We start from the raw sequence: 13,134 nt of genomic DNA, 5'->3' as shown, positions 1-13,134 counted from the left end.
TCATCCCGCCGATCCTGCGTAGGTGACCTGCCCGGCGGAGGACCCGGTCGCTTGTGTTGCGTTGTGCGGCGGTGCCGGCTGCAACTCCACGTTCGTCAGTTGAAGCACGCCGACCAGCCTGGTGGGGATTCGTTGACCGGTTCGCAGAATCACGGTGCGGCCGTTGGCGCGCGCGTGGTGATCGAGGGTGTAAAGCTGCTGGTGACTGATGAACTCTAGGCCTTGCGCGTCGATGACGATCAGCGGGTCATCGTCGAGCAGCGACCAAATGCGTTGCAATGCGGTGGTGTAGAGCCCGTCGCTGTGTAAGTCGATATTGCCGGTCAGCGCGAACGTTGCTTGCGGTGCAGGGTGCAGCCGGAAACGGGGCGCACGCTCACCGAGATCGGGGTGAAGGCAAATGAGTTCGTCCGCGGCACCCGCCAGCTGATGGGTGTCGTAGGCGCACAGCGCGGAAAAGGGCAGCCCTGTCATCGTGCGGGAGAGGAGGAACTCAAATTGCGACAGGGCGGCGCGTTGGTCGGGGCGGCGGGCCAATGTCGTAGCGTCGACGACCACGCGAAAGCCGTTGTAACCATTTTGGATTGCGTGATCGAGGGCCGCCACACTGATGGCCACAGCGGTATGCGGGTCCACAATGTCGGTGCCGTCTAAGACGGCGTAAAACTTCGATGCCGGTGTCACGCCGACCCCGCCGGCCGTAAGCCGGTCGGCGATGCCGGGCAGCGCCGTCAATTCCGCCCACAATTGCTCGCGGCTGCCGTGCCCGACGAATTCGATCCAGTAATTATGGGCGAGTCCCTCGGCGATGTACCGCGCAGCGCGGGCGTGGAAGTCGGTGCGGTCCTGGAACTTCCAGCCGAGATGCTCGAAAGCCGAGGTCACCTCTGCTGCTGTGGGCTCCATGGAATCAAGCGTCGAGCACGTCGGCGGTGGCTGCGTGCAGAGCCAATCCTGATTCCGCGCCATCAGTCGATGGGGTTTCCAGACCAGTCACCCGGCGCGGGTGGTGGGTTATCAGGCGCCGGCGCGGGAATCGGGGGATTCCCGGCATCTTGATTAAGCCGCCCGGCGGCGAAATTTGCGCCCTGGTCAATCATGCTGCTGTTGTCCGCATAGGTGTTGTGCGCGGCGAAATTGAGGCCATCAGAACACACCGGGTCCTCGGGAACGCACACCTTGATGGTCTTGGCCGCATACGTCGGTCCGATGACCACCGGCGGCTGACCCAGGAAGTTCATGGCCCGCACATTGGGCATTCCGAACAGCACCACCGCGGCGACGTGATCGGCCACTTCAGGTGCTAATGGTTTCGGTACCGTTGCGGGATCAACGCCCTCGGGCACCGCATCCGAGGTGACAAAGCCCATCACGGCCGCGCCCTGCGAATAGCCGCCGAGCACCATCTTGGTCCTGGGGCATCCGTTGGCCGTGGAAACCACATGCGCGCCAGCGTCTTTGATGCCCTCGAGGCCGGTGTCCCACTGGTCGCTGGCGGGGTAGTTGACCGGGTACACGTCGAACGAGCCGGCGCGCACCCGCGAGCGCACAGCGTCAACGAACGCCTGTCCCGTCGGGCCCACGCCCGGTGGCTCACCGGTGCCGCGTGCGAACACCACCTCGACATCGGGACATCCCCGGGCGACGGCGAGGGGAACCGCGGCGGACGGGAGCACCGATGCCAGCGCAATACCTACAAATCCAACGACCAAATGCACGCGCACGTTTCGTATTCCTCGTCGTTTCGGGCCTGAGCGGAACCGCAGTGCACCGTTCGGCCGCAACGGACCAGAGTCGCATTGCTGGTGGCTGACGAGCACGCCGCGTCGTTTACAGCGTAAACAGCAGGGCTTACGTTGTAAACAGGTGGGCGCGATTGTTGGGTTGTCGGCGGCGACAGCCCTATTAGCGACGAGCCATCAGAAGTTCGATGCGATCGAGCAACGACTCGAGTCCCTCTTCGAACTCTGCGGTGCTGTGATCCTCGGACAACATCGGTTGTAACCGCTGCAGGCACGGGTAGCCCGTGAGATGCCGACGCGGTGGTTCGCCGTCGAGAATGGCCTCGTCCGGATGTAGTTCGGCGCCGTGGGCGTGCACTTCCAGAAGCAACTGGCCCAGCAGGAACGTGGTGTAGGCGCGGTAGGCGGCCACTGCCGCATCGTCGTCGAAGCCGTAGGAGAAGAGCGTCTCGAGGAAGGTTTCCATCCAGCGCAGGCTGCGCAGCGGCGGGCGGACCCATGGCGCTTCGGGCGCATGCGTGGCCAACAGCGGGAATATCTGCGGGTGTTCAAGGGCGATTTGGCGTACCCCATGCGCCAGGCGTACCAAGTAGTCCTGCCAGCCGTCCTCTTGACGACGCGCGGCAAGTTGTTCGGCGTGGAGGCGATCAACGATGCGGTCAATGATGCCGGTGAGCAGGTCACCACGACTGTGAACGTGGCGGTACAGCGCCATCGCCTCCACGCCGCAGGCCGCCCCCAGCCGACGCATGGTCAGCTGCGGCAGACCGTCGCGGTCAACGAGCGCGATGGCGGTATCCAAAACCACTTCGCGGGTCAACCGCGCGCCCCGGGGAGCATCGTCTCCATCAGCCGATGTCACCACCTGCTGGTCAGCATCGGCTATGTCACGCTGTGTGCGGTCGCGGCCATCACCGTTCACCGAATCGCCTCCTACGTTGGATCGGTGACGTGTCATCGAAGATTCGGCCTATACAAGTGGTGTTTGTCGACCAGATGCGGCGAGATGATCACCTCGGTAATTCTTTGTATCGCCGACTCTACAGCTGCTACCGATCGCAATAGGGGCGATTGCGGGCATCTCAGTAGATAAGGAAGCCGACCCGACAGCGATCCCTGACTGGCGCGCTCGGCCCCGATAAGCGTCGAAGTCCGCGACCGCGGCAGCAACATCACGTCGACGCCTCTCAACGCCCGGTCGGCGCCGCTCCCGTCTATACGAGACCTGACGATTGCTCCGCGGTTCCGGCTGCGGTAACGGCCCCTGGTTCCCTCCAGACCTTTGGTGCCACAGACGGATTCGTGCCACTAGCCATCAACGGCGATGCACGCCAGGCGCGCTAAAATCCTTCTTAGCCGCTACGGCGGTCGCATCCCAGCGATAGAGTTTTTCTCGTGCGAGTGGACCGCGAGCGTGTCTTCGCCGCTGTCGCGAACGAGCGGCGCCGGATCGCGACACTGGTCGAAGGGTTGGACGACACCCAGCTGGCAACGCCAAGCCTGTGTGCCGGCTGGGACGTCAAGACGGTGGCCGCCCATCTCGCCTGCTCGGTCGCTGATGGACTCCCGCCGGCCATGACGATGGCTCTGCGCCGCGGCAGCCTGAACCGCGCGATTGATGAGCTCGCGCGTCGTCGTGCGCAGCGGCCGGCCGCAGAAATCGTTGCCACCCTGCGTCAGTGCGCCGATCACCCTTTGAGCCCGCCGGTGATCGGGCCGGTGGCTCCGTTCACCGATATCTTGATCCACGGCGGCGACATCAGCATTCCGCTCGGGCTCCCGTTTGATCCCGATCCCGAAAGCGTCGGGCTTGCGCTGGATTTCCTGACTGGGCCATGGCCCGTTGGCTTCGTGCGGCTGGGCCGACTGCGGGGCATCTCGTTGCACGGCACCGACATTGATCGATCCTGGCGTAAGGGAGCCGAAATCCGGGGCCGCGCGTCCGCTTTGATGATGGCCGTCAGCGGCCGCAGCGCGCTGCTGGACAAACTCGATGGGCCCGGACTGCCTGTACTGCGCCAACGGCTGCTGTCCGCTTGACGATGGGTGCATTGGTGCCGGGTAGGGGAGATGTGATCAGTCCGCGACCCATCGCTCCAGAGCGGCCAGCGATGCGACCAGGTAATCCTCAGAGAAAATGGGCATTTCACCAACGCGTTCTCGGAAGTGCTGCGGCGTGCCGCTCCAGTCGTAAGTGAGGGTGACGTCCGTGCGGTGGCCGTTGGGGGCGAGGTCGTAACGCCAGAACCACCCGCCGGGCACATGCCCGCCCGCGTCGTCGAGCACGCCCGGCATCCACCCGATGACACGGTTCTCGTCGAACACGTTGACCAGATTGTGCGTGACGTAGTCGCCTCCCGCCCGCGTGAGGTACATGTTCATCGCGAACATCTGTCCCGCGCCGGTGAGCGGCGCAGTGTCGACCGGGTCGCGGACCCAGTCGGTGGGCTCGGTGTCCTGGTGGCGCGCTGGGTCGACGAGGACAGCGAAAATCTCGGCCGGGGTCGCGGCGATGGTGCGGGTGACGACGTATCGTTCATCGCTGGCGCTCATGCGTTGTCCTCGTTTGTCCCTGGGCCGTAGGCGGCTGCGATAGCGGGGGAGTCGAGCCATCCGGAGTATGTGGGTCGCGAGGGCCAGCCTTCGGGTGAATCGAGCCATTCCTCCTGGCGGCCCCATGGCAGGACGTCGATCAACGCGAAGGTGTGACTGAGTTGTTCGGTGCCCCGCCCGTTCGTATGCCACGTGCGGTACACGGTGCCGCCGTCGCGTAGGAACACGTTGACGCCGAAACCGCCGCCGGGTGGCGCATCCATGTCGGCGGCGAAGGGGCTCTGCGATGACGAATACCAATCCATGCGATTGCCGACCTTGCGCTTGTAGGCGAGTGCTTCCTCGATCGGTCCGTTGGTGACAACGACGAACCGGGCGTCATAGCGGTCGAGGAACTCCAGCCGGGTGAACTGTGACGTAAAGCCGGTGCACCCGCTGCACTGCCACTCCGCGCCGTCCGACCACATGTGGTGGTAGACGATGAGCTGGGCGCGACCGTCGAACACGTCGACCAGGCGGATGGGCCCGTCGGCACCGATCAGAATGTAGTCGGGCAACTCGACCATCGGCAGTCGGCGGCGCTGCGCGGCGATCGCATCCAGCTCGCGGGTGGCGGCCTTCTCACGTTTGCGCAGTTTGTCGAGTTCGGCGCGCCAGGTTCGGTGATCGACCACAGGCGGCAAGGCCGCGGTTTCGGGGGGCATGGCATCTACCTTCGCTCTCGATTTGTTCGTCTGGAAGGACTGACTGCCGGAGCGCCCGGGATTCATCGGTAGGGATGGGCGGCCCGTCGATGCCGCCGCTAGCGATGTCACATGTTGCCGCCCCGTCCCGTCTAGCGAATGAGGAACAGACAAGCCAATTGTGGGAGAGGCGGCATGATGAAGCGCTTGAGTGGCATTGCGCGGGCATACCTGATCGCGGTGACGGCCTTTGTCGGGACGGTCACCACCGGCATCGGGATCTGGTGTGTGCTCGATCCGCCCTCATTCGCCCGTGCCGTCGGGTTTGGCGAGCACCAGCACTTTCTGCACGACGTGGGCGCGTTCCAGATAGGCCTGGGAATCACGCTGCTGCTCGCCCTGATCTGGGCGGACGCTCTGGCTGTCGCCCTCGCGGGGTTCATTGTGGCCAACACCGTGCATACCGTGAACCACGTGATGGACCTTGACCTGGGAGGTTCGCCCGCCCAAGCGTGGGCGCTCGGTGCGGTATCGGTGGCCCTGGTCGCGGCGTTCGTGCTGCGGCTACATCAACTGGGCTACGTACTGGGCAGCGTTCCCATGGCCACCAGCCAGACGTTGGCGCCATTGGTGCGCCAGAAGACGATCCGGCTGATCACCTTTCGCAAGGACGGCACCCCCGGCTCGAGCCCCGTCAGCATCGTCGTGGACGGCGATCGCGCCTACTTCCGGAGTTTCGAGCAAGCGGTCAAGATCCGCCGGATCCGGCGTAACCCAACCGTCGAATTCGGGCCGTCCACGGGGTCGGGCAAGCCGACGGGACCCGTGCAACCTGGCGTCGTGCGCTTGCTCGACGGAGATGAGTATCGGCAGGTGGGGCGCCTGCTGCGGCAGAAGTATCCCTTCCTGCACGGCGTCCTGGTCCCGTCGGCGCATCGCTTGATGCGGTCCAAGTTCGGTCGCACGGTCCACGCGGAGCTGACCCCGTCGTCTCGATTCGAGTAGCCCAACGTCGCGCTTCCAGGTTCAGCAACGCCACTCGTCAACGTGCCACCGCGGTCGAGATATCGGGCGAGGTTTCTCAGCGATTCTGATCCGCGCGCACCGGTGGCAGGCTTGCACGGGTGAGCGATGTCGTGCGGGATTTCGAGTCTCAGCGGCCGCGTCTGTTCGGGTTGGCATACCGGCTGTTGGGGTCGGCGAGCGAGGCGGAAGACGCCGTGCAGGACGCGTACCTGCGCCTGCACCGCGCTGATGCGGAGGCCATCGAATCGCTGCCGGCCTGGCTCACCACGGCCGTCACGAACCTGTGCCTCACCCGGCTCACGTCGGCCCGCGCCCGCCGGGAGGTCTACCCCGGCCCGTGGCTTCCCGAACCCGTTCTCACCGACGACCGGACGCTCGGGCCGCTCGAGACCGCCGAACAGCGCGAGTCGGTATCGATCGCGCTGCTGAGCCTGATGGAGCGACTCGGGCCCACCGAGCGTGCGGCGTTCGTGCTCCGAGAAGCGTTCGCCTACAGCCATTTCGAGATCGCCGAGATCCTGGAAACCTCGGAAGCCAATGCCCGCCAGCTGTACCGGCGGGCGCGCCAGCGGCTGGGTGAGCCCCGGCGGCGCTTCCAACCGGACCGGGCGCAGTGGCGGCGCCTCGTCGAACGGTTCTTTACCGCCGCCCGAGCCGGCGACGTGGACGGACTCGTCGAAATCTTGACCGACACCGTGACGTCGACGGCCGATGGCGGCGGCAAGGTGGCGGCCGCCCGGCGCGTCGTCTCGGGCCGCGATCGGACGGCCCGCTATGTGGCGCGCGTGTTCGGCAGGAACCTGGCGCAGGCGGGTCCGCGTCTCGACGTCGCCGAGATCAACGGCGAGCCCGCGATGCTGGCGTTCGACGGCGACACGCTGGCCGGCGTCCTGTGCTTCGACATCGCCGGGGACCAGATAGCGGCGCTGCGGGTCTTGGCCAATCCGGACAAATTGCGCTTTCTTGCCAAGCAGTTGTCACATCCGGTGGCGCCATCCGGTTCATAAGACGTGACGAACTGTGTACTCGTAACCGGCGGCACCGGAACTGTAGGCCGCGTCGTCGTCGACCAGCTGACGGCCGCGGGCAAGGACGTCCGGGTCCTGAGCCGCGGACGGCGCCCGAACCAACGCGCGGACGTCGAACATGTCGTGGGGGACGTGCAGACCGGTGCTGGGCTCGATGCTGCGCTGGACGGCGTCGACACGATCGTGCACTGCGTCTATCCCACCGAGAACCTGGTCGCGGCTGCCAAACGGGCGGGTTCAGCGCATCTGCTGTACGTCTCCATCGTCGGGATCGATCGCGTTCCCTTCGCCTTCTACCGCAGAATGCTCGCCAACGAACGCACGATCGCCGAGTCGGGCGTGCCATGGACGGTGCTGCGGGCGACGCAGTTTCACGACCTGATCGCTTTCGTATTGCGCGTGCTCGCGAAACCGCCGGTCATGGCGCTGCCGTCAGGCCTGAAATTCCAACCGGTCGACGTGCGCGACGTGGGCGAACGGTTGGCGGGTTTGGCCCTCGGCGAGCCGATCGGGCGCGCACCAGATTTCGGGGGTCCACAGGCGCGTACGCTCGACGATCTCGCCCGCAGCTACCTGGCGATTGCCGGTAGGCGTCGTCCCATGGTCCCGATCCGATTGCCCGGCAAGGTATTTGGTGGGATTCGTGGCGGCGGGCTGCTGACCCCCGAGCACACCGCCGGCACGATCACGTTCGAGCAATACCTCGAAGAACAGCAAGCCGCCGGCCGGCTGCCGTACCGCGACGCCATCCGCGCTTACTTGAGGCGACGATGACCAGCCCCGTGCTGCGCGGCGGACTGTGGTTTTTGGCATTCGTGGAAGTCGCGGTCGGGCTCGTCGCGACGCTGGCTCCTCGGGCCTTTTACGACTATGTCCCGTGGGTCGATCGCATCCCGCCCTACTCCGAACACCTCATGCGCGATTACGGCGCGATGAACCTCGCGCTGGCACTCGTCGTCGTCGCCGCCGCGATGACGATGGAACGACGCTTGGTCCGGGTCGCACTGGGCGCCTACCTGCTGTTCGCAGTCCCGCACTTGGTCTTCCACGTCACACACCTCGAGAACGTCACGACGACGGCCGCGGTTGCGCAGACCACAACCCTCGCGATCGCCACGCTGCCGACCGGGTTGCTGATCCTCACCCGAGGGCGCGACTAAGGGGAGTCCGGGGACGGATCAAGGCTAGATTTCATGACGGTTTCGGTTGGGCAAAGGTACTGCGGCTTACCCGCGATGCGAGGCCCGATGTCGCCTCTGCGGCTTTAGTGTTGCTGGTATGGCGGGAGTGGACAATTGCGTGAAGCGCTGGCGCACAGCGCTTCACGCGGCCGTGGCGGCCTTGATGGTTGTCATACTCGGACTCGCCATCACGCCGGCAGCTCACGCGGCCGCTGCCACGGCAACGTTATCGGTGTCCCATTCGTGGCAGAGCGGTTTCATCGCCCACTTCACCGTCACCAACTCGAGCATGGCGCCGCTGAACGATTGGAAACTCGAATTCGACTTGCCGGCGGGCGAATCCGTCTTGCACGCGTGGAACAGCACCGTCACGCAGACTGGCACGCACCATGTGCTCACTCCCGCGAATTGGAATCGCGTCATTGCGCCCGGTAGTTCGGCCACAGGTGGTTTCAGGGGCGTGCTGAGCGGTACCTACTCACCACCGGTGAATTGCGTGCTCAACGGGCAATATCCTTGCACTTAGCGCCGACGGTGCACTGAGCCTGTGCCGCTCCGGGGCCCACCGGCCCAAGCCGGGCGCCGATGCGCTTCTTGCCGTGCAGCGGCGAGTTCGTTGCCTCCGAGCGCAGCGCAACGCACTACGTAGCCAAAAACTTCGGAGGTAGAGAATGCCACCAACGAAGGGATCGTGGGATCCCGCCACCAGCGTAGGAACCACGGCGACGATGGCGGCCGCGGCGCGGGCCATAGCGACCGCCAATGGTGACATCAACGATCCCTTCGCCGAGCCGTTGGTCCGCGCGGTCGGCGTGACCTTTCTGACCCGCTGGGCTACCGGTGAGCTGTCCGCGTCGGATGTCGACGTGGAGGGCAGCCCGTGGGGCCTGGCACAGATGCCCGCGTCGATCGCGGCGCGCACACGGTACTTCGACGAATTCTTTGCGGATGCCGCCGCGGCTGGCATCCGCCAGGCCGTCATCCTCGCCTCGGGCCTGGATACCCGCGCGTATCGGTTGGGGTGGCCCGGAGGGATGACGGTGTTCGAGATCGATCAACCGGCCGTCATCGAGTTCAAGACAACGACGCTGACCAGTCTTGGCGCCGAACCCAAAGCCGACGTGCGCCCCGTCGCGACCGACCTGCGCCAGGATTGGCCGACGGCGCTGAACGCGGCGGGCTTCGAGCCCAACAGAGCTTCGGCGTGGATCGCCGAGGGGCTGTTTGGCTACCTGGCACCCGGGGCCCAGGACCAGCTGCTCGACACCGTCACCGCGCTCAGCGCGCCAGGAAGTCGACTCGGCACCGAGGCCGTCCCGAATACGGCCGACATGGACCCCGACGCGGCCCACGAACGCATGCAGGCGGCGACCGCCAAGTGGCGCCGGCACGGCTTTGAACCCGACTTCACCGTGATCGAGTTCGAGGGCGAGCGCCACGACGTCGGCGCGTACCTCGACGCGCGCGGCTGGACATCGGTCGCAACTCCAATGGGTCGACTGCTCGCGGACCACGAGTTGGGGCCGATCCCACAGACCGACGACAATCGACAAACGATGAACGGTGTCACCTACTACACGTCGACGCTGGGCACAGGGCGGGCTATAAGTGGAATCCTGGGAGGATGACCAAGCGCATCCTCAACGTCGTCTCCAACGTCGCCCATTACGACGACCCCGCCGAGCCGACCGGGCTGTGGCTCTCCGAGTTGACGCACGCCTATGACGTCTTCGCCGAAGCGGGTTACGAACAGACGATCGTCAGCCCGAAAGGCGGCGCTTCACCGCTGGAGCCGCGCTCGTTGAAGTTCCCCAGTTTCGGCAAGAGCGCCAAGGCCTGGAAGGCCGACGATACGAAGATGGCGCTGCTGGCCCGCACCGCCGCACCCGATGAGATCGACTCGACGGCCTATGACGCGATTTACTTCACCGGCGGCCACGCGGTCATGTATGACTTCCCGGATAGCGAAGGCCTGCAACGCATCACGCGCGAGATCTTCGAGCACGGGGGAGTCGTGTCCTCGGTCTGCCACGGCTACTGCGGCCTGCTCAACACCAAGCTGTCGGACGGATCGCTCTTGGTTGCCGGGCGCAAGCTCACCGGGTTCGCCTGGTCGGAGGAGGTCCTGGCCCGGGTCAACAAGCTGGTGCCTTATAACGCCGAAGCGGAAATCAAGAAGCGCGGCGCCCGCTACGTTAAGGGTCTGATTCCCTTCGCCTCGCACGTCGTTGTCGATGGGCGGCTGGTCACAGGCCAGAATCCGGGATCGGCCAAGGCTACCGCCAAGAAGATCGTCTCGGTGCTGGGCAGCTGACAAAGCTGCGGTGATCCTCCGTTAGGTGCCCTGGCTCGCCGTCGATGACCGCGGGTAAGTTCGTTCGGAGCCACGACGACCGCGACCGCCTGCCTCAGGAAGACGCGAGAGGAAGCTCATGAGAACGATCGCATACCGCCACGCGGCAGTCGCCGGCCTGGCCGCCGTCGCACTGATTGCTGTGGGCTGCGGCAATGGCAAGAGCGTCGACGCGTCGGCACCGCCTCACGCAGGGGTGAACGCCACCACCACGTCTAAGACTCCAGCGCCGCCCGCGGAGGTGAAGCTCATCGGTGAGGGCAACGTCGAGGTGATCCTGACCGGCCCGATCGCCGCCAAGTACTCGTCGGCAACCCAGGATCAGAAGCAGGCCCTCGGCAAACCGCTGACGGGTGACCGCAACGCGGGAAAACGGGAGAGCGGCTTGGTATTTCAGCAGTTCCAGGGCGGCGTGATCACCGCCAGGAACGACGCGGTCGGTACACCCGCGTTTATCACCACGGGCAAGATCCGGGAGGCATGGAATGTTCCGCGCGACCCGAACGGCGCGCCCGCGATCACCGGCAATAACGGGTCGGCGGGACCGCTGGGCTTTCCGACCAGCGACGTGAACACCGTTGGCGATCTGCTTGTATCGAACTTCGAGCACGGCAAAATCGAGTACAACCCGAAGACCGGCCAGGTCGAAGTGACGGTAAACGGCAACGTCGTACCATCCGGGCTGTAGCCCGCGGCCCCAACTCCCAGTCACGGGTCGTCGTCTGGCGCCAACAGACGAATGTTGATCTGAAACACCCCCTGCTGAGGAATTGTCAATTCCTGTGGATGGGTGATCTGTTTCCCGCTTCCCCGACATTGCGTTGTGGCGGTGATCGCGTCGGCGGGAGGCGTTGATCAGGAAACGCGGTCAGAGGCGGTTGGCGGCGGCTGCGATGAATTCGTCGAGTTGGTGGTTGGGTTCGTCGCCGCCCATGGACACCGCAGTTAGTAGATCCCAGGTGGGGTGGTATTCAAACTGGCCGCTGGCGTGCATCCAGTGCCGCAGGAAGCGATCTGCGACGGCTTGTCCGTGGTGCATGGCCAGGTTCACGCGGAAGTGGGCGATATCCTCCTGGACGGGTCCGGCGCACGACGAGACCCAGTCGACAAGTCCGGATATTTTGCCTTGCTGCCACAAGATGTTGCCGGGATGAAAATCGCGGTGTAAGAACACACGGTCGCTGCTTGGGCGCACGTCATGGTACGTGGTGACGGCGCGTTCCCATGCCCACCGGTAGCGGGTCCACGTCGGTGGGGCGTTCTCCGGCGGGTAAGGCTCCCACCGGCGTAACTGTTGCGGCGCCGGTATGGCATGAATCGTCATCATGACGTCGATGACGGCGTCCAGCCATGGGTCTAGCTCTGGTGGGTCCCACACGACGGCGCCTGGCAGTGCGGTCATCAATACGGTGGGCACACCGGTGTCCTGTCCGTGCGGGTCGGCGGCAATCACCTTCGGCGCTGGAACCGATGTGTCGGCCAAAAGACCTAAGATCAGTACCTCGTTCGCAGGAGCCCACGGCTCGTCGCGGATCCAGTCCAAGACGAATCGCTGCAGGATCACAGCGCTTCGGTTATCGAGAACAAGACGGTGAATCGCCGCGGACTGGCCGCCTTCCAACGGCCGCTGCGCAATGACCTGACATTTTGTCTGGCGCTCAACCCATGCCAGTACGCCCGGTGGAACTGGAGCACGCAACTGATCGTGCAACTCATCATCAATGTCGAATCCGTACGGCGGCATCCGCCTTATCCTGTCGAACGGGCCGAGCCGTCGATCACCTCAGGCGGATTAATTCCACACCAGAGGGAGTCGATGTCATAGCCAAAGCTTGCCTCAGGCCACCAAGGCTAATCGCGACGTGCGATAGCGGAACCGTCCGGATTACCGGTAACACTGCATATTCGAATCCGTCGTATTCAGGCGCCAGTCCCGATGTCATGCCTTCAGAATCGCCGAGTGGCCAGCGCAATGCCGAGCGCGATTTCGAGGGGACGGGCGTTGCGCATGGTCCATTGTTCCTGGAGCGGGGAGGTTGTGCTGCGACCGTTAAGGAGCGTTGCCGCAATCTTGATCTCGCACTCTTACCGTGGGTATACGAGATAACGCCTGTTGGCGACCGCAATCCTGGGGGTTCATATGACGACCGCAATCGCCGCGCTTGAGGCAATCGAGAAGGATGCGGACGACGCGAACGATCTTCTCTTGGCGGTCGCAGCAATCAACGCGGTTGCGCCCCTAAGGGAAACCGCTCTTGTCGACGAACCGCGTTGGCGCCTCACGGAAGAAGAGATCGTGGGCGTGTCGATTACGGTGATTTGGGTGTCCCTCATGGTGGTGATCAGCGTCGCCGTGGGCACGGCCTTGACGATGAGTTAGCGACCGGAGCTCACTGATCAGTCAACCCGCACACAGGGTGAGGCGCTTTTCAGCGGTTGCATATGGGCACATTCCACCATGCAAAAGCTGGTGGTGCAGTGTGCACACGGGATTAGATTCGCGAGCTGGTTGCCTCAGATCCTCCTCGGTGAGCACGGCCTCCAGCGGGCCTGATTCATCAGATGAAC

Annotated in this window: 16 protein-coding genes; 10 read left to right on the top strand and 6 right to left on the bottom strand. The window is 64.6% G+C overall.

What is annotated here, in order from left to right; all coding sequences use genetic code 11:
• From OCQ_RS11730 to OCQ_RS11720, 3 genes are all read right to left on the bottom strand, one after another.
• Positions 1-885, bottom strand: a complete 885-nt coding sequence (locus tag OCQ_RS11730) for an MEDS domain-containing protein (RefSeq protein ID WP_008256566.1) — start codon at positions 883-885, stop codon at positions 1-3.
• A gap of 83 nt (positions 886-968) precedes the next feature.
• On the bottom strand, positions 969-1,718 hold the full coding sequence (locus OCQ_RS11725) for a cutinase family protein (RefSeq protein ID WP_036428861.1): 750 nt from the start codon (positions 1,716-1,718) through the stop codon (positions 969-971).
• 187 nt (positions 1,719-1,905) lie between these two features.
• On the bottom strand, positions 1,906-2,664 hold the full coding sequence (locus OCQ_RS11720) for a TetR/AcrR family transcriptional regulator C-terminal domain-containing protein (protein ID WP_014380107.1): 759 nt from the start codon (positions 2,662-2,664) through the stop codon (positions 1,906-1,908).
• A 479-nt stretch (positions 2,665-3,143) separates the two neighbouring features.
• On the opposite strand from OCQ_RS11720, the gene OCQ_RS11715 reads away from it, so the two are divergent.
• On the top strand, positions 3,144-3,782 hold the full coding sequence (locus OCQ_RS11715) for a maleylpyruvate isomerase family mycothiol-dependent enzyme (protein WP_008256561.1): 639 nt from the start codon (positions 3,144-3,146) through the stop codon (positions 3,780-3,782).
• Positions 3,783-3,818: 36 nt separating this feature from the next.
• Here the strand turns inward: OCQ_RS11715 and OCQ_RS11710 are convergent, their stop codons facing one another.
• Positions 3,819-4,295 (bottom strand): SRPBCC family protein, encoded by a 477-nt coding sequence (locus tag OCQ_RS11710; RefSeq protein WP_014384673.1) that lies wholly within the window; start codon positions 4,293-4,295, stop codon positions 3,819-3,821.
• Positions 4,292-4,999, bottom strand: a complete 708-nt coding sequence (locus OCQ_RS11705) for a DUF899 domain-containing protein (RefSeq protein WP_008256559.1) — start codon at positions 4,997-4,999, stop codon at positions 4,292-4,294. The genes OCQ_RS11710 and OCQ_RS11705 overlap by 4 nt, the downstream gene beginning before the upstream one ends.
• Before the next feature lie 174 nt (positions 5,000-5,173).
• Here OCQ_RS11705 and OCQ_RS11700 point away from each other — a divergent pair, with 174 nt between their 5' ends.
• From OCQ_RS11700 to OCQ_RS11665, 8 genes are all read left to right on the top strand, one after another.
• Positions 5,174-5,983, top strand: a complete 810-nt coding sequence (locus tag OCQ_RS11700; protein ID WP_008256558.1) for a PPOX class F420-dependent oxidoreductase — start codon at positions 5,174-5,176, stop codon at positions 5,981-5,983.
• 119 nt (positions 5,984-6,102) lie between these two features.
• Positions 6,103-7,011 (top strand): RNA polymerase sigma-70 factor, encoded by a 909-nt coding sequence (locus OCQ_RS11695; RefSeq protein WP_008256557.1) that lies wholly within the window; start codon positions 6,103-6,105, stop codon positions 7,009-7,011.
• A gap of 3 nt (positions 7,012-7,014) precedes the next feature.
• Positions 7,015-7,806 (top strand): SDR family oxidoreductase, encoded by a 792-nt coding sequence (locus tag OCQ_RS11690; RefSeq protein ID WP_008256555.1) that lies wholly within the window; start codon positions 7,015-7,017, stop codon positions 7,804-7,806.
• Positions 7,803-8,192 carry a hypothetical protein gene (locus OCQ_RS11685; RefSeq protein WP_008256554.1) on the top strand — a complete coding sequence of 130 codons (390 nt, stop codon included), beginning with the start codon at positions 7,803-7,805 and terminating at the stop codon, positions 8,190-8,192. The genes OCQ_RS11690 and OCQ_RS11685 overlap by 4 nt, the downstream gene beginning before the upstream one ends.
• Positions 8,193-8,310: 118 nt before the next feature.
• Positions 8,311-8,739, top strand: coding sequence for a cellulose-binding domain-containing protein (locus OCQ_RS26025; protein WP_080588015.1), 429 nt, complete (start codon positions 8,311-8,313; stop codon positions 8,737-8,739).
• A gap of 145 nt (positions 8,740-8,884) precedes the next feature.
• Positions 8,885-9,841 (top strand): SAM-dependent methyltransferase, encoded by a 957-nt coding sequence (locus OCQ_RS11675; RefSeq protein WP_036428858.1) that lies wholly within the window; start codon positions 8,885-8,887, stop codon positions 9,839-9,841.
• Complete coding sequence (locus tag OCQ_RS11670; RefSeq protein WP_008256548.1) at positions 9,838-10,527, top strand: type 1 glutamine amidotransferase domain-containing protein; 690 nt, start codon at positions 9,838-9,840, stop codon at positions 10,525-10,527. Before OCQ_RS11675 ends, OCQ_RS11670 begins: the two co-directional genes overlap by 4 nt.
• A gap of 118 nt (positions 10,528-10,645) precedes the next feature.
• Positions 10,646-11,254: an LGFP repeat-containing protein gene (locus OCQ_RS11665; protein WP_008256546.1), complete on the top strand. Its 609-nt coding sequence runs from the start codon at positions 10,646-10,648 to the stop codon at positions 11,252-11,254.
• Positions 11,255-11,434: 180 nt separating this feature from the next.
• Here OCQ_RS11665 and OCQ_RS11660 read toward each other — a convergent pair whose 3' ends face one another.
• Positions 11,435-12,310 carry a phosphotransferase family protein gene (locus OCQ_RS11660; protein WP_014384669.1) on the bottom strand — a complete coding sequence of 292 codons (876 nt, stop codon included), beginning with the start codon at positions 12,308-12,310 and terminating at the stop codon, positions 11,435-11,437.
• A 396-nt stretch (positions 12,311-12,706) separates the two neighbouring features.
• Between OCQ_RS11660 and OCQ_RS11655 the strand changes: the two genes are divergently transcribed.
• Positions 12,707-12,946 (top strand): hypothetical protein, encoded by a 240-nt coding sequence (locus tag OCQ_RS11655; RefSeq protein WP_014382512.1) that lies wholly within the window; start codon positions 12,707-12,709, stop codon positions 12,944-12,946.
• Positions 12,947-13,134 lie beyond the last annotated feature (188 nt).

Origin of the sequence: Mycobacterium paraintracellulare (genome assembly GCF_000276825.1) — a bacterium.
Lineage (GTDB): Bacteria > Actinomycetota > Actinomycetes > Mycobacteriales > Mycobacteriaceae > Mycobacterium > Mycobacterium intracellulare.
The sequence above is the reverse complement of the archived record's forward strand: the minus strand, read 5'-3'. Positions and strand labels throughout refer to the sequence as shown.

Excerpts from the sequence above, each read along its gene's own strand:
- OCQ_RS11710 (WP_014384673.1), bottom strand. The coding sequence starts at position 4,295 with ATGAGCGCCAGCGATGAACGATACGTCGTCACCCGCACCATCGCCGCG.
- OCQ_RS11705 (WP_008256559.1), bottom strand. The coding sequence starts at position 4,999 with ATGCCCCCCGAAACCGCGGCCTTGCCGCCTGTGGTCGATCACCGAACC.
- OCQ_RS11700 (WP_008256558.1), top strand. The coding sequence starts at position 5,174 with ATGATGAAGCGCTTGAGTGGCATTGCGCGGGCATACCTGATCGCGGTG.
- OCQ_RS11685 (WP_008256554.1), top strand. The coding sequence starts at position 7,803 with ATGACCAGCCCCGTGCTGCGCGGCGGACTGTGGTTTTTGGCATTCGTG.
- OCQ_RS26025 (WP_080588015.1), top strand. The coding sequence starts at position 8,311 with ATGGCGGGAGTGGACAATTGCGTGAAGCGCTGGCGCACAGCGCTTCAC.
- OCQ_RS11675 (WP_036428858.1), top strand. The coding sequence starts at position 8,885 with ATGCCACCAACGAAGGGATCGTGGGATCCCGCCACCAGCGTAGGAACC.
- OCQ_RS11670 (WP_008256548.1), top strand. The coding sequence starts at position 9,838 with ATGACCAAGCGCATCCTCAACGTCGTCTCCAACGTCGCCCATTACGAC.
- OCQ_RS11665 (WP_008256546.1), top strand. The coding sequence starts at position 10,646 with ATGAGAACGATCGCATACCGCCACGCGGCAGTCGCCGGCCTGGCCGCC.
- OCQ_RS11660 (WP_014384669.1), bottom strand. The coding sequence starts at position 12,310 with ATGCCGCCGTACGGATTCGACATTGATGATGAGTTGCACGATCAGTTG.
- OCQ_RS11655 (WP_014382512.1), top strand. The coding sequence starts at position 12,707 with ATGACGACCGCAATCGCCGCGCTTGAGGCAATCGAGAAGGATGCGGAC.